This is a genomic window from Paenibacillus sp. FSL L8-0340 (assembly GCF_038593145.1).
Taxonomy (GTDB): domain Bacteria; phylum Bacillota; class Bacilli; order Paenibacillales; family Paenibacillaceae; genus Paenibacillus_AQ.
The window spans coordinates 7,268,039-7,289,694 of the sequence record NZ_CP151967.1 but is presented as its reverse complement, the minus strand read 5'-3'; the positions used below and the strand labels follow the sequence as shown (position 1 = coordinate 7,289,694).

Here is a 21,656-nt window from a genome sequence, read left to right as displayed (position 1 = left end):
TTCTCTAGTAACCGCTTTCAGTTCATTGTAGAATGGATAAAAACAAAGGTATATCATTGACACGGTTACAAGGGAGCATGCCCATGAAGAGGTTCTGGTTCAGGAAAAAGTATATTCCGTTCACCTACAAGATGATGATTCCATATCTCATTCTTGTATTGCTGACAGATGTGCTGGTCGGCTATATCGCATATACGATGCTTATTCAATCCAGGACAGAGATGGCGGAAACGAATATCAGGACCGCTCTGAAGCAGACAAGGAACAACATCGAATACCAGACGGATGAAATCAAACGAATGAGTAATTCGCTGTTTCTCAATTCGAACTTTCAAAATGCTCTTCAGTTTAAGGGGGAGCCTTTAGATAACATGCTTAAGATGAGAGACGATATCGTTCCTTATATGAAGGCCCCTCTGCAATTGTACGGGAACAAGCTAAGACTTGCGCTCTATACCGTGAATGAGACGATGCTTGAAATAACCGGTGACGATATGTCGATGCCGATCGGTAGAAGCGATTATTATGTTCTTCCTTACCGGACGATCGAAAATGCGGAGTGGTTTCAGTCGATCGTCACGGATAGCAAAGACAGCGTGTGGCTTCAGGCAGACACCGATCGCGAGCTGGGCAACATTTCGTATGTCCGTAAGCTCGTTTCTTCAAATGGTCCGGCCGTTATCGGTTATATTCGTGTCACGGCGAGAATTGACGAGCTTTTTGGCAATTTCGATACCTTTCCGGTTGAACAGGGGCTTGACCTTCGTTTGATTGACAGGATGCAAGGATCGACTATATATGAACAGGGTATTGTAGATGAGCATGCGAAGCAAGATTCTTATTTGATTATTAGCGAAGATGTTCCGATACCGGGATATGCCATCGAGGCAAGGGTACCGCACACTTATTTGAACAAAGACGCGAGCAGAATGCAGAAGGTGATTGGCACCGTCTGTTCCATCAGCTTTTTGGTTATGGCTGTTATCGGCTTCCTGGTAGCCCGAATCTCCGGCAAAAAAATTAAACGGATCGTATATTTGGTCCAGTCGTTTCAGGAAGGGAATTTTTACAAAAGAATCGGCTTTTCAGGAAATGATGAATTTGTCTACATTGCCAATAGCTTTAATCAAATGGCCACGAGCATCCAGGAACTGATCCGCGACGTCTACGAGCAGGGCATCCAGAAAAAACAAGCTGAGCTGGATGTGCTGCAAGCCCAAATCAGTCCGCATTTCTTGTACAACACACTGTCGACGATTGGCAGTCTGGCCAATTTGGGCGAAGTTGAGAAGGTAACGGGGATGGTACAAGGACTTTCCAAATTTTACCGGCTTACCTTAAACGAAGGACATGTGTATATCTCTCTGGAAAAAGAGTTGGAGCAGGTAAGGACCTATCTTGAAATCCAGAGAGTAAAGTATGCGGATGCCTTCAAGGTTTATTATGATATCGATCCGGAAATTTTACGGATTCCCATTATTAAGCTGATTTTGCAGCCGTTTGTCGAGAATATATTCAAGCACGCCTGGTTCGGTGAGACGATTGCGATCCGTATTACCGGAAAGCGGCTTGGTGACCGGATTGAACTTAAGGTCATTGATAACGGGATCGGTATGCGGCCGGATACCCTTAGAACAATGCGGTCGAACCCGCTTCATTCTGACAGCTATGGTCTGAGAAACGTGGAAGAACGAATTAAACTGAGATACGGTAATGATTTCGGCATTCAGATTGGCAGCCATTTTGGGGCGGGAACGACAGTTCAAATTATTTTACCGGTCGATAATGCAGAAATCCGGGAAGTTATGGGGGAGTAGGAGGGTCATGGTGATGGAGATTAACGTTCTGCTGGTGGATGACGAAGTAGTCGATTTGGAATGGCTCAGACGGCGTGTGGCGGGCAATGAGCATTTGCCTTTGCATAACGTTAGAACGGCCGCGAGCGGGTTTGCCGCTCTCAAAGTGATGGAGCATTATCCTGTTGACATCATTCTCTCCGATATCCGTATGCCCATTATGTCAGGAGTGGAATTTGCGCGGAAAGCGAAGGAGATCAACCCTGAGGTCCATATTGTTTTTATTAGCGGACATCAGGATTTCAGCTATGCCAAAGAAGCGATTCAATTGAGCGCATCCGGTTATTTGCTTAAGCCCGTCGATGACGATGAGCTAAACGATATGCTGAGCGGACTCTGCGCCAAAATTGAGAAAGCCCGGAAGCAGCATATCTCCTTGTCGGAGACGCTGACGCTTGTCAATCAGGAGCTGCTGCTGCGCTGGTTTAACGAGTCCACTCCGGGGCAGGTCGAGACGCATATTCAGAGTTTCCTTGAGCCCTATTTACAGGATGCGTCCGCGGTCGCCATCGTTGAGATCGACGACATGGCGTGGAAAATCCAGTCATGGACGGAAGAGAAACGAAGTATATGGAGCAGCAGCGCCAATCATTTCATCCGGAAGTTCGCTCACGATCAAAATTTAGGCATGGTCATCACCACCTATGACTATCACTTTGTGATATTGGCTGCGGTTCAGGAACAACATTCCACAGCTTTGATGGAAGAGCTGATTCGGGCGTTCTATCAGGAATTTTCCTTTTCCATTACCATCGGCCGGGGGATGTACACAACCGAACTCGACAAGCTGCATAAGTCCTACCGGCAGGCTCAGGCCGCTTTAAGCATCAAATGGATTGTCGGGAAGAACAGGCTCATCCAAGACGCCTCCGAGTGGCATCCAAAGGAAAAGATCGCTGCGGATGTAGAGGTTATTGTTGACCGGATGCTTAAGGCTATGCTCGACTACGACCTTACAACCATTGACGATTGCTTGCTGCAGCTGTTTGCCGGAGACAGCCCGATCTCCCAGAAAAACGACATTTACGACATCATTATTCGGATTACCTCCAAGCTTCATGCCGATCTGCGGCAAATGAATGAGCATTTGTACGAGATTTTGAATTGGGATTCCCATCATCCTTTTGTGCTGTTTCAGTTCGAAACGGTGCATGATATCCTTTCGTGGCTGAGAAGAAGGTTCTTTGAACTGTCGGAGCTGCTGTATTTGAAGCGGCAAAGACAAAAGCGGAAGCTAATTGATGAAATTACGGAATATGTGAAAGGAAGATTGGAGCAAAAAGTAACGCTGAACGAGGTTGCCGCTCATTTCGATTTTACGCCCAACTATCTGGGTCATCTGTTTAAAGTCGAAACCAATAGTCTATTCAGCGATTTCCTGAGTGAATTGCGAATGAAGCGGGTATGCGAGCTGCTCGAAGATCCGACGAAGAAAATATATGAAATTGCAGAACAGGCGGGATATAAAAATATTATTTATTTCAATAGGCAGTTCAAGCAGTACATGGGCATGTCGCCCGGCGAGTACCGGAAGAAAAACAAAATTTGAATCTATTCGTGAGGCTCTTGTTCCGGACGGGACAGGGCTTATTTTTTGTCGAATCGTTGAATTAGTATTAGGTTTAGTTGTTTCGCTGAATTATGCCGCTGCACCCGCCCTATTATAATCAGAGATATAGAGAAGAGAGGGGTGCAAAGATGAAAGGGCATACATTTTGGAGCGATTTAAAAAACTATAGGGTTCTCTTATTGATGCTGGCACCAGCGGTTGCATTTTTTCTTCTGTTTGCCTATGTCCCGATGGCAGGCATCATTATTGCCTTCAAGCATTATGACTACGCTGGCGGTATTTTTGGGAGTGCCTGGAACGGACTTGACAACTTCCGCTTTTTCTTTGAATCGGGAGATGCCTGGCGGGTCACGCGAAATACAGCATTGTACAACATTGCGTTTATTATTGTGAACAACTCGTTGCAAATATTTGCAGCAATCATGTTGTTTGAGGTCGGCGGCAAATGGTTCCGGAAAATTACACAATCGGCGCTGTTTCTTCCTTACTTTATCTCATGGGTCGTTGTCGGGGCGATTGCCTATAACCTGCTCAACTATGATATCGGCACTGTGAATGCGCTGCTTAGAGGCTTAGGACTGGAGCCTGTCGATATTTACAATACACCTTCCTACTGGCCGTATATCCTGGTTCTCGTTTCTGCCTGGAAAGGTCTTGGATACGGAACGGTGATGTACCTGGCCGCGATTACGGGCATAGATACCGAGATGTATGAAGCGGCTGAAATTGATGGTGCCAATATTTTTCAGCGGATCATGAAAGTGACGATTCCCAATCTTTATCCGACGATTATTATTCTGGTGCTGCTGGCGGTCGGGAATATCTTCCGCGGTGACTTCGGGATGTTCTATAACATGATCGGCAACAACGGTTTGTTGTTCTCTTCGACAGATGTTATCGACACTTTCGTTTTCAGATCGCTGATTACTTCTAATGACATCGGCATGTCGGCTGCGGCTGGCGTTTTCCAATCTGTTCTTGGATTCGTGACGATCATGACTGTGAACTTTGCTGTCCGTAAATACGACAAAGACCGCGCCCTGTTCTAAGCGCATTAGGAGTTTAGTTTTTCAAAATGGAGGTAACGATATGAAGCAGCTCGATCGTAAAATATTCTCAGGTATTGGTTATGTATCCCTGATTTTTCTCGCGATATTATGTATTTTCCCCTTTGTGCTTGTCGTATCGTCATCCTTTACGGAAGAAAATAAAATCATTACGGAAGGCTATCAATTTATACCGACTGCATTTTCTACGGAAGCCTACAGCATTTTGTTTAAGTATCCCGAGCAAATGATTCAGGCCTACTTGGTGACAATAGCCGTTACGATAATTGGCACGCTGCTGGGCTTATTTCTGACCTCGATGACCGCTTATGCGCTGTCCAGAAAAGATTTCAAGTGGCGCAACAAATTTTCCTTCTTCTTCTTCTTTACAACTTTGTTTAGTGGCGGGCTGGTCCCGTGGTATCTGCTTATGGTCAACTACCTGGATATGAAGGATACTCTGGCGGCCTTAGTGATTCCAATGATGCTCAACGTCTTTTATATCATTGTCATGAAGTCTTTTATGGGCAGCATTCCGGAGGCAATTGTCGAATCGGCCAAAATTGACGGCGCAGGCGACTTCAAGATCTATGCCCGCCTAATCCTGCCACTCTCTAAACCTGCGCTTGCTACAATCGGATTGTTCCTTGCACTTGCCTATTGGAACGACTGGTACAACGCGCTGCTATTTATATCCAATGAAAACCTGATGCCGCTCCAATATTATTTATATAAAATGCTTGGCAATATGGATGGCATGCGAAAAGCTATGATGGGTGCGGGAGCCGTCGTAACTACTTCGATTCCGACCGAAAGCTTGAAGATGGCGATGACGGTTGTAGCGACCGGGCCAATTCTGCTAGCTTATCCGTTCGTACAGAAGTACTTCGTCCAAGGCTTGACGATTGGCGCTGTGAAAGGGTGAACCCGGGGAAACCCGGTTAATCAATATATTTAAACATAAGGGGGAAGGTTTGAAATGCTGAAGAAAAATAGATTGATCATGTTGGCGCTCGTTTTAACCTTCGTAATGATTTTGAGTGCATGCGGCGGCGGAAAGAACAATACCAATGCACCTGCTCAGGCTACTAACAATGCATCAGAGTCAGCAGAGCCAGGCAGCGATACGACAGGCGGCTCAGACACCTCAGGCGCCATTGATACCTCCAAAGAAGTGAAGCTGAAAATGATTTTTGTGGGTCCCAAGCCTGTAGACTATGATATCGTTTTTGCTGAAATTAATAAAAAGCTGAAAGAAAAAATCAATGCCACGGTCGAAGGCGAGTTCCTGGACTGGTCTGACTGGGCGCAAAAATATCCACTGAAGCTGGCGGCGGATGAAGATTTTGACCTCATCTATTCAGCAAACTGGGCCGGCTACAATGATCAGGCGCTGAAAGGCGGATTCCTGGAATTGACCGATGAGCTGCTTACCAAATATATGCCGCAAACGATGGCTGCGATGTCTGATGTGGGCTGGGATCAGGCGAAAGTAAACGGAAAACTGTACATGGTTCCGCAGAACAGAGGGGAGTCCGTCGAAAAGCTGATTCTGTATCGTGAAGATTTGCGTAAGAAACACAATCTGCCAGAAATCAACAGCCCGGAAACCTATGCTACTTATTTGAAAGCAATAGCTCAAAAGGAGAAGGGCGTATCGCCTTTCACTCCGGAAACAGGGGACTGGAAATTTCATAATTTGGACCGTGTCTTGCTGAAGCAGCAAAACGAATGGAATATGTTTGATCTGGACCTTCCGTTTGCCTTTAAATTGACGGATGAAAAAGGGCAAATCTTTAACGTATATGAAACGCAGGAGTTCAAAGATCTGCTCGTGTATTACAAGGATCTTGCCGATAACAATGCATGGTCGAAGAACGTTCTGAACAGCAAAAACGATCATCAGGCGGATTTCAAAGCAGGCAAAACGGCATCGATTACGCACAACAACGGAACGCTTGGAGCACTCATGGCTTTAATGCGCCAAGAAAATTCTCCTTATGAAGTAGCGCTGGCCGACATCAACCAAGGCAAAAAGAAATCTGTAGCTATTTCTACACAAAACGGAACGTCGGTCCATGCAACTTCCGAGAATCCGGAACGTTCCCTGATGTTAATCGATCTGATGCAAAATGATAAAGAGCTGCATGATCTGATGATGTACGGCGTAAGCGGTGTACACTATGAAGCGGTGGGCGACGACAAATATAAAGCAACCGCTAAAAATGCGAACTTTACCGGCTTCTCGAACTGGAGCTTCAACTCACCGCTCAACCGTGACAATGAAGCCTTCCCGCAAGAAATTTCCGATCTGGTGAATGGCTGGGAAGCAAAAGAAGTCTACCATTATCCGCTTGAAACGTTTGTATTCGACAACAGCAAAGTGAAAACGCAAATCGCCAACATAGGCAATGTGATGCTCCGCTATGCTGTTCCGCTTGAGTACGGCGTAATTGATGATATCGACAAAGGCCTTGCAGAGCTGAACAAACAACTGAAATCGGCTGGCATTGATAAAATCCAAGCTGAACTGCAAGCTCAAATTGATGCTTTCTTGGCAAACAAGTAAACAGCTCTAATGAGCAAAACCTCCACCCAAAAGGGAGGCCGCTGAAAAAGTCCATTAAGATCTCAAAAAGACATTCTCCTCATTTTTCTGAGGAGAATGTCTTTTTTGATCGGTATAAAAAGGCAGGTGGTCCCAATCTCTCTGAGCAGCCTGATCATTAAAATAGCACTTTCACTTAATCCCTTCATTCGAAGCAGCTTTTTACTAGTATTATATTCCCATATGGTCATATAAATGGTATGCTATTGTAAAGTTGTGCAAACGATTTCCTAAATTGAGTAGGAGGTATTGAATGGTATTAATTGAAATTGAGTTTGCTATTGAATTTAATGATGAAGCTTTAGATATTATAATCTTTAAAAACCGTTGAAGATCTGTGTAACTCATTATTCTAATCAGATTGGAGATTATGAGTATGACTTTAATTTTACCTTTTATTCATCCAAACAAAGATAATTATTTACTTGATCAGGTGAATTGTCTAGAAAAAACGTTATTAATTGTTGCAGAGGGGAAAAGGAGTTACTTTTCAAACTATTATCTAATTCTTCAGAAGTGTTTTGAATTATACCATAGTTCGAATTTAAAAATTGATTTCAGCCAGTTTTGTAAGAACACTGAAAAAGTTATGAGTCTTTTAGGTCTAAAGGTACATTATTTCCCCCTGTGCAAAGATATACATACGATTATTAGGGAACAAATAAATCTCCAAAGACCAGTTCTTGTCTCCGGCAACTTGAAAGCGCTCTATTACAGTCATCATTATAATGTATCTGATTGGATGCATTTATTTTTAATTAAAGGGTACAATGCCACAACAGGGGTTTATTATATTATGGACAGTGCACAAAAGAAAAATGAAGGTTATAAGTATGATGAATTTGTTATCACTACGGAAATGTTAGAAAGTTTGGCGACATCCTCTCATGAAACATATAATACAGAATACTTTTTCTCAATTGAAAGCTTACATGTAGAACCACTAGAATCAGAATTACTTATTACCTGCATAAACGAGATCCTAAATGCACCGATATATAATGAGATTATAGCCATGGAACAGCACCAAGAGAACAATAGCGGATTAACTACTGAATACATTGGCACCAAGTTATTAGGAATGGTTAAATCAAAGGAAGTCCTTAACGCAGAATTAGTGATACAATTTAAGCGTTTTTCAATAAATAGTACCTTAATAGAGAAAATAGAGGAGACATCCGCGCAACTTATTAAAGAATGGAAAACAGTTATTTCGGTTTATTTAAAAAGCTTAATTACAGAAAACCGATCCTTTAGTGTACAAGTGAACTCAGAAAAAGCAATAATATTAGAGAATTCCTTAAAAACTTATTTAAAAGAAGTTTTAATTATGCTTTATTCATTACGGGAAATACAACAGAAAGAAATGCCTGAAATGAAATGGAACGCAGAAAACAATGAAGAAGGTATTATACAGTCTGACGAAGATATGATTAAGTTTTGTATTCAAACTGATAAAGAATATGATTACAATAATTCTCCTAAATTTATGTATCATATAAAGCCTAATCAAAATTTTATATATAATGTACAGATTTCTATTGCACAAGAACCTAAAGTGTCTGCATATCAAGCGGGTATTATCTTTAGGACAAAACTTGGTGAGACATATATTTGGGGTATTTTTAACAATGAAAAAGTTGTTTTATCCAAATCTATTGATCCGATATTTAGTTATAATGTAGCTCGGAATGTTGAGATATTACAAGTGAGACTTGAGAATAATGGAGATTATGTATTTTCTGTTGCTGATCAAGATACATCCATTGTAGAAGTTTACAGAACAAATATGCTTTCTGATTTAAGTGCGATTGGAATTGGATTCAGGAATTGGTATTCTGTAAATTCGTTGCAACTAGACTTGAAATCACATATTGAACTAATAGAGTAACAGTGGTACCTCCTAAAAGACGACATTCATTCGCCAAGCTGCGAATGAATGTCGTCTTTTTCTGATGTTCTTGCTTTCCGCCAATCCGATATAACAACAAGGAGAAGCTACTCAGACCTATTGAACAGGGGCGAGAACTAAAGCCTTCAGGTTTAGTTCCTGGTCTTTATCCATACCCAGGAAGTTGGCAGCATAGTACAGACCGTTCTGCTCCCAGAAGTAATAAGTTTGAGTTTTTATCTTTGTTTTGTCCGAGCCGCTGTCAGCATAGAAAGGGCCAGAGTATATATGAGCGTTATCGGCATAAGCTGAAATTTCGATGCCGTTTATCTCCAGATTCCGAATGAACGAGAGCTTGGACGTATTGAACAGTGGAGCTTTACTCTGATAAAGCGAAAGTACATCATTCATATCATAGATTTTGGAATCGTGAGGTGCCCGATAGTCATTCCACAGGGCATCCGAGGTCTGGCTGAACGAGAACCCTGTGTTCTGGTCTCCGGCTTTCAGCAATACCGAGTCGGCCAGCGTAAGCTGGGTGTCGGGCAAGCCGAACGGGAACTTCACGTTAAAGCCGAGAATATTCTTCGCTTCGAGCAAATCTTTTTCGTCGTATAGAGGAAAAGAATTTCCCTCCCCATCGTAGCGGACATGCTGAACCTGCTGCGGAGAAACAAAGGATTGCACGACTTTCGATAGCTCCTCTTGTGTGAACAGGCTGTAGGAATTGACCGCATATGCTATATCCTTGTCTTGCCAGATGTAGCTTATGCCCGTCCCCGGCTTACGCCCGTTGACTTCTGTTGCCGTGAATAGAGTGCCTTGGATATTACCCATCGCAACCACCTCCTGCCGGTAAGAAGGAGAGGTTGTGTCCTCTTGGGAGTATGGAGCACCCCACAATAAATTGTGCTCCAGCATATTACCCTTGCCTTTGGAGGCGAGCATCTCGAACTGCTTCTCGTCTTCTTGTCCGAAATGGGATACATAAGTAATGGTTACTGTATCAATGAGGTCAACTTTGTTCGGATTGGAGAATAGCTTATTCAATGCCACATTCTCAAGCTGGTAACCTTCGGGCAGATAGTCAGGTACTTTAAAGTCGAATTTGGAAAAAACGATCGCCCGGTCTAGACGGTTAAACCATTTGAACGAGTCCATCGGTCTGACGATCCTGAATGAAGAAACAGTTTGCTTCTGGGAGTCTGTTGCATGGGTATTCACATCCGGCTGGGTGCCATTTGCATCTTGTGCTCCATTGGTGAGCAAGACGATGCTCAAGGCAAGAACCAAGAGAATAGCGGCGGCGGATAGCTTGTACGAACCTTTTTTGAACTTGGCGATCATCGTCACTCTCCGTTTCGTTTCATTCTGGTGCTCAAAGAAATGCGAAAGATTGACCCGCGGGGCAGAGGTTCTGGAAAATAAGCGCGACAGCATAAGAAGTGTCATACCGTACGACGCAGCTTCCTTTTCACCCAGCACCTCGAGCGCGCCTGCGTCGCAGGCGACCTCACGATCGGCATTCATTTTTTTCATGGCCAGCCGAACCAGCGGATTGTACCAATGGAGCCAGACCGCTAACGTCCACAGGGAATTGAACCATAAGTCTTTGCGTTGATAGTGGGTCAGCTCATGCAGCAGAATATGTGTGAGCTGCCTTGTATCGGCAATTACGACGATATCTTCGGGCAAATAAATTCTCGGCTTCATTAAGCCATAGAGACATGGGCTGCGAAGGCTGCTCGTTTCATAGACGGGAATGGTTTGGCGAATGCCTAATTTCTCTAGGCACGCCGCGAGAACGGAGAGCACCTCCGGGTTGTCTGACTTGCGGGAGGTTCCGGCCCTGCTTCTGAATTTGAGCGTGAAGAACAGGGAGTATGAACCGAAAAAAAGGAGTCCTCCAAGCCAAACTAGCGTGCTTACTGCTAACCCGCTCAGCCCATCGCAAACTTTCTCATAGATGTTCTCTTGAGGGGGCGGCTGTGCAATAGACGAGCTTTGTTCTCCCGAACGGATCGGGACAGTGTCTGGACGCAAGGTTTTTTCTCCACTATCCGTTACTGTCACCTTCGTACTGGAGTCGGATTCGGAGGAAAGCATCGGTAGGGTATTCTTTTGATTCAGACTCCATTCAACAGGCAACGCTTGCGGTATTAGATTGAATAGGCTGACAGGGCTTTGCGGAGCGAAGGGAACCAGCAGCTTAATCAAAACGATAAACCACAATGCATGCAGGATTCTAGGGCTAAGGCGCTTGAGGAACAGCTTCCGGGCCAAGAGCAACAATAGCAGGATGACCGTTGAAGCCAGGGACGCGGCCAGGAAGAGGAGGAACAGGGTGTCGATAGACTTCATGAGTTCTTCTTTTTCTCCAAAAGTTGTTGAAGCTCCTCAATTTCTTTCTCAGAGAGGTTCTCTTCTTCGAGAAATTTCGCGCATAACATACCGACGGCCCCTTTATAAACCCTGTCCAGGAAAGAACGATTTTCAGTTTTTAAGTATTCATCGTGTGAAACCAGCGGGTAGTAGAGATAGTTCCGGCCGGACTTCTCGAATGCAATCGCCTTTTTCTTATGCAGCCGGTTCAGAAAGGTTTTAATCGTCTGATCCGACCACTGCATCTGCTGCGTCAGCTTGGAAATAATCTCATTAGCGGACAAAGGCTCTTTTTGCCAGAGGAGCTTCATCACTTCGCTTTCGGCCTCGGTAATGCGTGGGGATTCCTGCATTGTCTTCACCTGTTTTCAATAATTTTTGTTTACGTCTGTAAACGATAGTTATAGTTTACAAGTGTAAACGTAACGAGTCAAGCCGAAAGCGAATCATCCGGTATTCCCATATCAAACATCTGCATATAAATGTCATACGGATTGTGTAAACTTTTGATTTTTTATTTGCTTCAAATTGTATATAATTATCTGATAACAGCCGATAACGTTTTTAATAGTATTCCTGAGTGGAGCCTTGCCTCTTACAGCCCCTAAGCAGTCGGTCTGGCTCTTTTTTGCAAATATAAAAGAGATAAGGAAGGTTTTTTATGAGCAGCGAACAGAAAAAAACAGACATTATCTTAATTGGTGCCGGAGTCATGAGTGCGACTTTGGGAGCTTTGCTGAAAGAGTTAGCACCGGAATGGGAAATTAAAGTGTTTGAGAAGCTTGCAGGCGCGGGAGAAGAAAGCTCTAACGAATGGAACAATGCAGGTACGGGCCATGCGGCACTGTGTGAGCTCAACTATACTTCCGAGAAGTACGACGGATCCATAGATATCAGTAAAGCTGTAAAAATCAATGAACAGTTCCAGCTTTCCAGACAGTTCTGGTCTTATCTGGTGGAACGCAACCTGATTCGTCATCCGCAGGACTTCATTATGCCGCTTCCGCACATGAGTTGGGTGCAAGGGGAAAAGGACGTCTCTTATTTGAACAGGCGATTTAAAGCGCTATCAAAAAATCCTCTGTTTCAGGGGATGGAGTATTCCGATGACCCTGCGAAGCTGAAGGAATGGATTCCGCTGATGATGGAAGGCCGTACATCGAATGAACCGGTAGCTGCAACCAAGATCGACTCGGGAACAGATGTCAACTTTGGCGCCTTGACGCGCCTGTTGTTTGATCATCTAAAAAGCCAAAACGTCGAAATCAACTATAAGCATGGGATCAAGGATATTAAACGGACCAGCGACGGTATGTGGAAAGTTAAAGTGCATAATCTGGATAACGGTAAAATTGAGTACCATACCGCCAAATTCGTCTTTATCGGGGCTGGAGGCGGCAGCTTATCCTTACTGCAAAAAACCGGCATTCCAGAGTCCAAACATATTGGCGGATTTCCGGTAAGCGGATTATTTATGGTCTGCCACAATCCGGAAGTCGTCGCACAGCATCATGCGAAAGTATACGGTAAAGCCAAGCTTGGGGCTCCGCCAATGTCTGTCCCGCATCTGGATACCCGTTATATCGGCAACAAAAAGGCACTGCTGTTCGGACCGTTTGCCGGCTTCTCGCCAAAGTTCCTGAAAACGGGTTCGAATTTGGATTTGATCGGTTCGGTAAAACCGAATAATCTCCTCACCATGCTGGCGGCTGGTGTAAAAGAAATGTCTTTGACCAAATATCTGATCCAGCAGCTAATGTTATCGAATGAACAACGTATGGATGAAATACGCGAGTTTATTCCCAACGCCAAAAGTGCAGACTGGAGTATGGTGGCAGCAGGCCAACGTGTGCAGGTGATCAAAGATACGGAGGGTGGTAAAGGAACGCTCCAATTTGGTACCGAAGTAGTGAGTGCCGCCGATGGGTCGGTAGCTGCGCTGTTGGGCGCTTCTCCAGGTGCTTCTACTGCCGTTCACGTGATGCTGGAAGTACTTGAGAAATGCTTCCCGCAGCATATCAGGCAATGGGAGCCGAAAATAAAAGAAATGATTCCTTCTTACGGCATTTCACTGGAGGACAACCCGGAATTGCTCCAGGAGATTCTGGCTTCTCTAACGCAGACACTTGGTCTAAGTGAAAAAGAACCGCAAACGACCCCATAAACCATCCTTGAGTTGAACCGTTTCGTACGGTTCAACTTTTTTGTAGCGCTCCGGCTATAAGTCCTTATCCTCGAATGGAAACAATCCGGTTGCGGCCTTGATCTTTAGCTTCGTATAAGGCTTCGTCCACCGATTTGAACAAATCACTTAAGTAGGCAGCCGCGTCCCTTGGCTGCCGGGCCGTGAAATCACTGATACTTAGAAGACCCATACTAATGGTGACCGACACAGGCTGATCCACATTCTCGATACTCATCTTATTGAATTCTATGTTCGCTTTGAGCTGTTCGGCCAGGAGCAGTGCCTGTGACTCATCCGTATCCGGTAAATAAATAATGAATTCCTCTCCGCCATAACGGGCTAAGATGTCATCCTGCCGAATCGTTTGCTGCAGGATATCCACCGTACCGCAAATCACCGCATCTCCGGCCAAATGACCGTAACGATCATTGACCGCTTTGAAGAAATCAATATCTATCAGGATAAGTGTGGACGGGGCCCGGTATTCCCGGTTCTTGGTCACTTCACTCTCCAGCTGTTGGGTTAAATAGTGACGATTATAGCATCCTGTCAAGCTGTCGGTGATCGCCATCTTCGTAAGCTTGCGGTTGGTCTGAAACAACTCCTCCTGGACCTTGATTAAAGATTCGTTTCTTTCCTGGAGGATGCTGTTCTGATGATTAGTCTCCTCAATGAGCCGGCGAAGTTCGCTCATATCCTGGAACGTGATGATCCGCCCCACCCTGACAGCATTAACCATAATGGGCGCGGCATGAATGTGGATGTATAGCTGGATGTCAGGCTTCCAGAACTCAATCTCAGCCACCTCATCGGGACATTCCCGGTAACGAAGCAGGAAGTTTGCGTTCTCTACGGTGCTGCCGGGCAAGATGCCGGATATGTCGAACAGGTCACCGGCTTCCATTAGCAGGAGGGGGTGCAGGGCCTGATTGATTTCCACCACCTTTTCATGATCATCAAGCACTAGAATCCCATACTCCAACGTATCTATAATATCCTGGTGGGCGATGGTCACAATATCAAACACTTTATCCTGATGAATTGTAATCACAAAGAAAATAGCTGAGATCACAATACCCAAAGAGGTGAACCCCGGGATGACGGGCAAATAATCATCTAGTACAACATTCAGGAAGATATCGAGCATAAGAAATACGGTCACCGCCAGTATCCCTTTCAGCATGTACATGACCTGGTTTTTAATCCGGGGCGCCTGATCGGAGACCAGGGCTACATAAATGATATATAAGGATACGATGGCATGGATAACGAGAATCGAAATATTGATCCAAAAAATAGGACCATAGATTCTTTCGACATATCCGCCGTTTACAGGGAGAACAAACCAGCCATTCGGATTCAGCACCACACCGAGCGATGAGATGATAGCCGGGATGAACAGGAGCATTAATATTTTCCGCTTGAGAAATTGCGATTGGCCTGAGAGAAGAATGGTGAAGAAGATCCAGCCGGCAGTCAGCAGAGAAGCATCCACAAAGGCAAGCTTCACATAAAACAATTGGTAAATGGGGTCCCGGGCGGATCTGATGGCGAACTGGCAGTAAGGCCATATCATCATGGAAAAATGAAATGCCAAATATACTTTATGCAGATTTGTAATTGTGACTGAAGTAAATATGTATACGAACAAAAGAAATAAAATGAAGCAAAGTATCAAATCAATCCACGACTCCAAAGCCAATTGGTGCACCCTCTTGCTATTATTAGTAATTTGAATCAATGTGGGTCTAGAGTCTTATATATTGATTTTAATATATAATCAGCATGGAAAGATTACAAGATATTAAGGGGATTAATACAGGAAAGTACCATTCGGCCGTTGAATATATCCGAAACCGCACTATTGAATAAGTAGGCGTATCCAGATAAGCCGCAGGAGGAGAACAATATGAAGTCGATCACCGTTCAAAGTCTTACGGAAAAGTTTCATTTGGAGGTGCTTGCGGGTTCCAGCCGTATGGACCGTTTAATTACCCGTCCGCGGACGCATAGACCGGGGCTTGAGTTTGTGGGGTATTTTGATTTCTTTCCCATGGAGCGGGTGCAAGTGCTCGGGCGCAAGGAAATTAATTATTTATTGACGCTAAGCGTAGAAGAACGCAGGCTGCATATCGGGAATATCGTCAAATATCATCCGCCGTGTTTCATTGTGACGACAGGCCAGCAGGAGATCCCTTATCTGACCCTGTTCTGCGACCAGGAGGGCATTCCCCTGCTGCGGACAGCAGAGACGACAACCGAGTTCATCGCCAAGCTGGACAGCTATCTGGTGAAGACACTTGCGCCCGAGCTGTCGATCCATGGCGTATGCGTCAACGTATCGGGCATAGGCATACTGCTCAGGGGCAAGTCCGGGATCGGCAAAAGCGAAACCGCACACACGCTTATTAGAAGAGGCCACCGGTTCGTGGCGGACGATATAGTGGTGCTTAAGAAGCTGGGGCCGGCTACGCTGCTCGGGACGCATAATGAGACAACACGCGAGTTCCTGGCGCTGCGGAGCATCGGGCTGATTAATGTCGTACGCCAATACGGGCGCAGGGCTTTTCAGGACGAGACACGAATCGTACTCGACATTGAGCTGTCCCCATGGCGGGAGAATTCTCTGAATAATGAGCTGGAGCTGGTACCTAAGTTCACCGAATATCTTGGCGTCCAAATTCCGCATATCGAGGTCCAGCTTCAGCCGGGTCGTGATGTCGCCGGTCTGATCGAGGCAGCCGCCAACAATTGGTACCTGAAGCAGCTCGGTTACAGCGCCGTTGAAGATTTCATGAAGCGGATCGAAGATGGGATGCAGCCGTGAGCGTAGGGAATAGGGTAGAAAGACAGACTGCGAAGGAACCCTAGGCAGTCTGTCTTCTTTTTTATGGAATGTCCGGGTTTTATGTTTCTGACCGAAAGGTTTTACCGAGCGGATGACCCAGGCCGAAATAATGACGGAAATTATAGATTAACGGACTCCATTTTTGCGGATCGATATGATCTCCTTCAAGGATAATTTCTTTATGCGCATGTACATGGACAGCTTGGGTCTCAATAATAGCAAAGTCCGGAGAATGCTCAGGAATCCGAATGTTTTTTACGCGGGCTTCAATTTGTAGCGGGCATTCCATAATTCGTGCAGGTTGTACCGCTATAGACTGGGCAGGAGTCAATCCACTTATAGCATATTTGTCTTTTTGATAGGAAAATCCATATTTCTGCTTATGCTCTGGAACGGGGTTTTTGCCGGTATAAGGCGCTAATTGTTCTACATTCTCCCAAAGGGAAGGGCCCGGAATATTAATTACACACTCAGGAAGCCGCTCTAAATTTTCAAGCGCTTTCCCCTCCAGTCCAACCCCTAGTACAATACAATCTCCCAATGCCCATGATGAAGAAATAGGACTAATATTTACTGTTCCATCTTCATTTAATGTATTTAGCAATATGACCGGAGTTCCATAATAGAGAATTTTAGGTTTAATCAATTCTGTCTGTGGCATCTGGTTCGTATTGTTCATTAGTCGTTCTCCTCCTATTTTGTATACATCCTCCCTAATTGTATAATATAAATAGTTCAATCATCATCGAAATGTGGAATGCAAAAATGGAGGGCGAAAATGAAAGCAAATTCGAATGTAGCTGTGATTGCTTCTCTGGTGAGCGAAACTTCCCGTGCAGCAATATTAACTGTTTTACTGGATGGAAGGTTTCATGCAGCAAGTGAGTTAGCCTATATGGCAGGCATCCAGCCTCAAACAGCAAGTTTCCATTTAGCAAAAATGGTCAATGCTAACGTAGTTGCCGTTGAGAAACAAGGGAGACACCGGTACTATGGGATTCGTAATCAGGAGGTAGCCCAGGTGATGGAATCCTTGTTATCACTCGCTCCACCCGTCCCAATTAAGTCTTTAAGACAAGCTTCAGAGGATAAAGCACTGCGTTACGCAAGAACTTGTTATGATCATCTCGCCGGGAGTATAGGAGTTCAATTAACCAATGCCCTCCTTAGAGCAGGTATTCTGCGTGAAGATAAGGAAGGGTTTGCTGTAACTGAAGAGGGGGAGGATTTTTTTGCAAGCTTTCAAATAGACGTTGAACAGGTTAAGAAAAAACGCCGCTCATTTTCACACAAATGTCTGGATTGGAGTGAAAGACGGCACCACCTTGCCGGAGCATTAGGGAGTGCTCTTCTGGAGAAGCTGTTAGAGGTGAATTGGGTGCAGCGTCTGCCTAACACACGAGCCATAAAGATTACTTCTGAGGGCAAAAGGGGCTTCAAGGAAGTTTTTTCATTGGATGTTGAGGATGAACAGGGATAACTCTCAAGCCTTCAGGGTATGTTAGGGAAAAGACATCAAGGGAGTGCATGAGGATGGCCAGAAGAAATAGAAGATATGCCGTGCCCGGGGCTGCACAGGGGATGCAGACGTTCAAAGCAGATGTGATGAAGAGCGAAGGTTATGCCGTTGATCCCAGCCACCCGGACAACGTAAAATACGAAGTGGCCAAGGAGCTGGGTATTCCTCTGCAGCCAGGCAACAATGGCGGTCTGACTACGGAATCAGCCGGACATATTGGCGGGAAAATCGGCGGTGCGATGGTCCGGGAAATGGTCCGTCTTGCCCAGGAGCAGCTTGCGAACAAAGACCAACCCTAAGCCATGAAGCTGCAGCAGCAGCTATACAGGCTTGCGTGCTTCTGCCGGATCAACTACATCATTCTTAATATAGCTAACTCCGTCCCTCTGGGGACGGTTTTTTGCGTTGACAAGCAGCAGCCCGAGTGCTGTATTCATCAGGACTCAGGCTGCATGTACCTTACAGTGAGAATAAAGTGCGCAAAAGGCCGCGCTTTTTGGGTGGAGCCTGAAGCTTGGCAGTGGCAATAGGGCGTATTTCTTCAGAGGACGATGTTTTGCTGTTTGGTTTCTGAATTGTTTCTATGGATACAGCCAATTGCTGGATCATCTGGCGCAGGTCCTCGAGTTCTTCACGCTGCCGGAGCAGTTGAACCGAGACCACTTCGTCGGCTTTCTGGTCAAGGGAGTGTTCAATATGAACGATGCGGGATAACAGCTCTTCCATAGGCTTATCCGGTGTGCGCAGGGGGCGCATATCTTGCAGCGGCTCTGCCGGCTCAGGTTGTTTGTTGCCCCCCAGATCAATACTATCCAAGGTCTCCCCATGCTCGATTCGCTCTTTAATAGATTGTAGCAGGCCGATTTCCTGCCCGGTGAAGATGTAGTGCCCAAATCGGTCCTTTGGAAAGAAATTAGGGAACATGGCGGCCCAACGTTTGATTGTCGTCTGGCTAACGGACAGCAGTTCTGCAGCTTCCTTTGTTTTTAACATTTCCATTTCGATTCCTCCGCTTCGGGGTGTTTGCTATAACCAATTCGTTGTCTTTAAGCGACTCCCTGCAAGGGTGACAAAGGAGGTGTCTATTCGCTAAACAAAGTGCTATTACGAGCAAACATACGGTTAGCTGAAGGATACTGTTCTACAAAAAAGGCCATTTCGTGCAGTCAAACCAGATAATAGATTAATAGGTTATTGCTGCTTATTATATACCCAAGCCCCTTCACAGTTTGTGCATAAAATATAAAGAGACTCCATTTCACTGAGTTTCAAAGATTGCAGATTTTAAGAGTAAGGAGGATGGTTATGAAAGGATTAATCTTATGCGCCGGTAAGGGAACAAGACTTCGGCCTTCGACTTATACCAAACCCAAATGCATGTTGCCTGTTAACGGGGAGTATATTCTTGTCTCCATCATTAAGAAGCTTGTTGCTGCCGGTATTACCGATATTGGAATCGTAGTGAACGCTACACAAGGGGAGATCCGGGAAACGATCGGGGACGGGGAGCGGTGGAACGCCTCTTTAACCTTTCTGCTGCAAGATGAAGCTAAGGGTCTGGCGGATGCGGTCAAAAGTGCAAAGTCTTTTATGGCGGATTCTCCTTTTGTATTAATGCTTGGCGATAATTTATATGAAGGTGACATAGAGCCCTTGATTGGCTCACTGGACGCGGATCATTCTAAGGCTTCGATATTGCTTCAGCGGGTCGAGGACCCCAGTCAATTTGGTGTTGCCGTGATTGAGGAACAGCAAATTGTCAGTCTGGAGGAGAAGCCGAAATCTCCGAAATCTAACTTGGCTATTGTCGGCGTATATGCTTTAACTGCGGCCATCTGGCCGGTCATTGAGAGACTTACGCCTTCTCCCCGCGGAGAATATGAGTTGACTGATGCCATTCAAATGCTCATCTCACAAGGCGGACATGTGGCGTACAGTGTGACGGAGGCGCCATTTTTTGATATCGGTACCCATGAACGCTGGCTTGAGGCGAATCGCTACAAGATGGATCATGATCCAAAGAACTTTGCAGACCGCTCTGATCAGGACAGTAAGGTTCAGTGGATTCCTCCCGTCATTGTTGATCCAACCGCCCTCGTAATGAACAGTGTGATTGGACCCCATGTGTATATTGGGCCGAATTGTGTCGTCGAAGATTGCATTATAACCAATAGTATTTTGACGGATGAGGTGCGGTTGTCCCATGTCCATGCGGCGGGAAGTGTGTTTGGATCACATGTTCATCTGGCCGAACAGGAAATTCACGAGCAGCCGGCCCGTCATATTCTGGGTGATCGTTCAACAGTCACAAGACTCCATTCTGACCCGCAGAACGGCGATTCAAAATAATTTAGATACGTACTGGGGATTAGTCCAATCCAGACACAGGGATAAACATACACTTAAAGTAGTCTAATGCATCAGACAAATGTGCAGGAGTATACTTTTAAGGGCAGGTGATCCTTGAGAATGATTGAGCTGGTTTTGACGATCAATGACAAAGACGGGAGCTATACCGAACATGCGGGTGTTGTACTTGCATCAATCTTTTCCAATACCCAGCAACCGATCAATGTGCACATTGTGCACGATGATACCTTAAGCGGAGAAAACAAGTGGAAGCTTACCCAGCTGGTGGAAACATTCTATCACAACATTTATTTTTATCATGTTACTGTTCCTGAGGACTTGAAAGAGGTTGCGTCCGGTGTGCAAAAAATAGACTATTGGACGATAGCCAGTATGTACCGTTTGTTGTTTCCGCTAATTCTTCAGGTTGACAGGGTTATTTATCTGGACTGCGACATTTTGGTCAATATGGATATTAACGAATTGTGGAGCATCGATCTGGGAGAACGCTATTTGGGCGCAGTATTGGATCAGGGCGAAAATATGCTGGAGTATTTTATTTCACTTGGATTAAATGCGGAGGTGTATTTCAACTCGGGAGTCATTCTGTTCCAACTGGATAATATTCGTAAGCATCCGAACTGGTATGGAGAAATGCTTCATTTCTTGCGCTATTATCCAACGATGACCATGCCTGATCAGGATGTTCTGAATGCCATATACAGCTCCAACTTTTTGCAGATGGATCTGCGGTTTAATACATTCGCCCATGATGAACTGGATTTAAATAATAAAATTGTTCATTTCGCCGGAGACACCAAATGGTGGGAGCCGGAGTCTCCCGCATCACCGCTGTACAATAGGTTCCTTTCCATGACTCCCTGGTCTAAAGAATTCACACCAGAGCCAGTTTATGAACCGGAGCCGGTCTACATCGCCCCTGAGCTACCCGCTCAGGAAATCCATCATGTAGAAGAGATACAGCATGTGGAAGAGGTGCATCAGCCTGCAGAAATACTGCTTCCGCCGCCACCGCCACCGCCACCGCCACCACCGCCACCACCACTGGTCCCTGAGGTGGCCCCACCAGTTCCGGTGAAGCCTCCCGTAAAGCGGCACAGACTGAAACGCCGCAGAGTGTTGCGGTTAAAATTAAGACTGAGAAGAAAAAGATTGATCCGTCTCAAATTCCGCTCTCTCAAGCGGGTAAGGCTGATTAAAGGACATCGTGCAAAGAAGAGAAAAGTACGCAAATTGGCAATGAGAAGGCAACGTTTGGCCAGAAAAAAGAGAATTCATGTGGTAAGAAGAAAACATGCGTTAAAACGTACCTCATAAGGACCTATGCCAAGGATCTGTCCAGTGTTCCTGAATCTAAAGAAACCACTCCGCTCAGGAGTGG

At 45.3% G+C, this 21,656-nt stretch carries 17 protein-coding genes; 12 read left to right on the top strand and 5 right to left on the bottom strand.

Features of this window, described 5'->3' with window-relative positions:
- The first annotated feature begins 83 nt into the window (after nt 1-83).
- The 6 genes from NST07_RS33395 to NST07_RS33370 all read left to right on the top strand — a co-directional run bounded on the left by NST07_RS33395 (nt 84) and on the right by NST07_RS33370 (nt 8,971).
- A complete protein-coding gene (locus tag NST07_RS33395; RefSeq protein WP_342480843.1) occupies nt 84-1,817 on the top strand; it encodes a histidine kinase in 1,734 nt (577 codons plus the stop codon).
- A 13-nt stretch (nt 1,818-1,830) separates the two neighbouring features.
- Nucleotides 1,831-3,405 carry a response regulator gene (locus NST07_RS33390; RefSeq protein ID WP_342480842.1) on the top strand — a complete coding sequence of 525 codons (1,575 nt, stop codon included), beginning with the start codon at nt 1,831-1,833 and terminating at the stop codon, nt 3,403-3,405.
- A 149-nt stretch (nt 3,406-3,554) separates the two neighbouring features.
- Nucleotides 3,555-4,475: an ABC transporter permease subunit gene (locus tag NST07_RS33385; RefSeq protein WP_341097300.1), complete on the top strand. Its 921-nt coding sequence runs from the start codon at nt 3,555-3,557 to the stop codon at nt 4,473-4,475.
- A gap of 40 nt (nt 4,476-4,515) precedes the next feature.
- Nucleotides 4,516-5,397: a carbohydrate ABC transporter permease gene (locus tag NST07_RS33380; protein WP_038598028.1), complete on the top strand. Its 882-nt coding sequence runs from the start codon at nt 4,516-4,518 to the stop codon at nt 5,395-5,397.
- A gap of 54 nt (nt 5,398-5,451) precedes the next feature.
- Nucleotides 5,452-7,041, top strand: coding sequence for an ABC transporter substrate-binding protein (locus tag NST07_RS33375; protein ID WP_341380199.1), 1,590 nt, complete (start codon nt 5,452-5,454; stop codon nt 7,039-7,041).
- 415 nt (nt 7,042-7,456) lie between these two features.
- A complete protein-coding gene (locus tag NST07_RS33370; RefSeq protein WP_342480841.1) occupies nt 7,457-8,971 on the top strand; it encodes a hypothetical protein in 1,515 nt (504 codons plus the stop codon).
- Nucleotides 8,972-9,088: 117 nt separating this feature from the next.
- Here the strand turns inward: NST07_RS33370 and NST07_RS33365 are convergent, their stop codons facing one another.
- Together NST07_RS33365 and NST07_RS33360 are read right to left on the bottom strand one after the other, a co-directional pair.
- Nucleotides 9,089-11,332 carry a M56 family metallopeptidase gene (locus NST07_RS33365; RefSeq protein WP_342480840.1) on the bottom strand — a complete coding sequence of 748 codons (2,244 nt, stop codon included), beginning with the start codon at nt 11,330-11,332 and terminating at the stop codon, nt 9,089-9,091.
- Nucleotides 11,329-11,706: a BlaI/MecI/CopY family transcriptional regulator gene (locus NST07_RS33360; RefSeq protein ID WP_038598023.1), complete on the bottom strand. Its 378-nt coding sequence runs from the start codon at nt 11,704-11,706 to the stop codon at nt 11,329-11,331. The genes NST07_RS33365 and NST07_RS33360 overlap by 4 nt, the downstream gene beginning before the upstream one ends.
- A gap of 308 nt (nt 11,707-12,014) precedes the next feature.
- Between NST07_RS33360 and NST07_RS33355 the strand changes: the two genes are divergently transcribed.
- A complete protein-coding gene (locus tag NST07_RS33355) occupies nt 12,015-13,517 on the top strand; it encodes a malate:quinone oxidoreductase (protein ID WP_341097292.1) in 1,503 nt (500 codons plus the stop codon).
- 64 nt (nt 13,518-13,581) lie between these two features.
- Here the strand turns inward: NST07_RS33355 and NST07_RS33350 are convergent, their stop codons facing one another.
- On the bottom strand, nt 13,582-15,249 hold the full coding sequence (locus NST07_RS33350) for a diguanylate cyclase (protein ID WP_342482000.1): 1,668 nt from the start codon (nt 15,247-15,249) through the stop codon (nt 13,582-13,584).
- A gap of 198 nt (nt 15,250-15,447) precedes the next feature.
- On the opposite strand from NST07_RS33350, the gene hprK reads away from it, so the two are divergent.
- Nucleotides 15,448-16,365, top strand: a complete 918-nt coding sequence (gene hprK, locus NST07_RS33345) for an HPr(Ser) kinase/phosphatase (RefSeq protein WP_341097287.1) — start codon at nt 15,448-15,450, stop codon at nt 16,363-16,365.
- Nucleotides 16,366-16,444: 79 nt separating this feature from the next.
- Here the strand turns inward: hprK and NST07_RS33340 are convergent, their stop codons facing one another.
- Nucleotides 16,445-17,065: a flavin reductase family protein gene (locus NST07_RS33340; protein ID WP_341380192.1), complete on the bottom strand. Its 621-nt coding sequence runs from the start codon at nt 17,063-17,065 to the stop codon at nt 16,445-16,447.
- Nucleotides 17,066-17,164: 99 nt separating this feature from the next.
- Here NST07_RS33340 and NST07_RS33335 point away from each other — a divergent pair, with 99 nt between their 5' ends.
- Nucleotides 17,165-17,866: a helix-turn-helix domain-containing protein gene (locus tag NST07_RS33335; RefSeq protein ID WP_341380190.1), complete on the top strand. Its 702-nt coding sequence runs from the start codon at nt 17,165-17,167 to the stop codon at nt 17,864-17,866.
- A 53-nt stretch (nt 17,867-17,919) separates the two neighbouring features.
- Nucleotides 17,920-18,204, top strand: a complete 285-nt coding sequence (locus tag NST07_RS33330) for an alpha/beta-type small acid-soluble spore protein (protein WP_341097283.1) — start codon at nt 17,920-17,922, stop codon at nt 18,202-18,204.
- 160 nt (nt 18,205-18,364) lie between these two features.
- Here NST07_RS33330 and NST07_RS33325 read toward each other — a convergent pair whose 3' ends face one another.
- Nucleotides 18,365-18,904, bottom strand: a complete 540-nt coding sequence (locus NST07_RS33325) for a MerR family transcriptional regulator (RefSeq protein ID WP_341097282.1) — start codon at nt 18,902-18,904, stop codon at nt 18,365-18,367.
- Between the two features lie 306 nt (nt 18,905-19,210).
- Between NST07_RS33325 and NST07_RS33320 the strand changes: the two genes are divergently transcribed.
- Both NST07_RS33320 and NST07_RS33315 read left to right on the top strand, forming a co-directional pair.
- Nucleotides 19,211-20,254: a sugar phosphate nucleotidyltransferase gene (locus NST07_RS33320; protein ID WP_342480839.1), complete on the top strand. Its 1,044-nt coding sequence runs from the start codon at nt 19,211-19,213 to the stop codon at nt 20,252-20,254.
- Nucleotides 20,255-20,374: 120 nt separating this feature from the next.
- Nucleotides 20,375-21,592 carry a glycosyltransferase family 8 protein gene (locus NST07_RS33315; protein WP_342480838.1) on the top strand — a complete coding sequence of 406 codons (1,218 nt, stop codon included), beginning with the start codon at nt 20,375-20,377 and terminating at the stop codon, nt 21,590-21,592.
- Nucleotides 21,593-21,656: the final 64 nt, after the last annotated feature.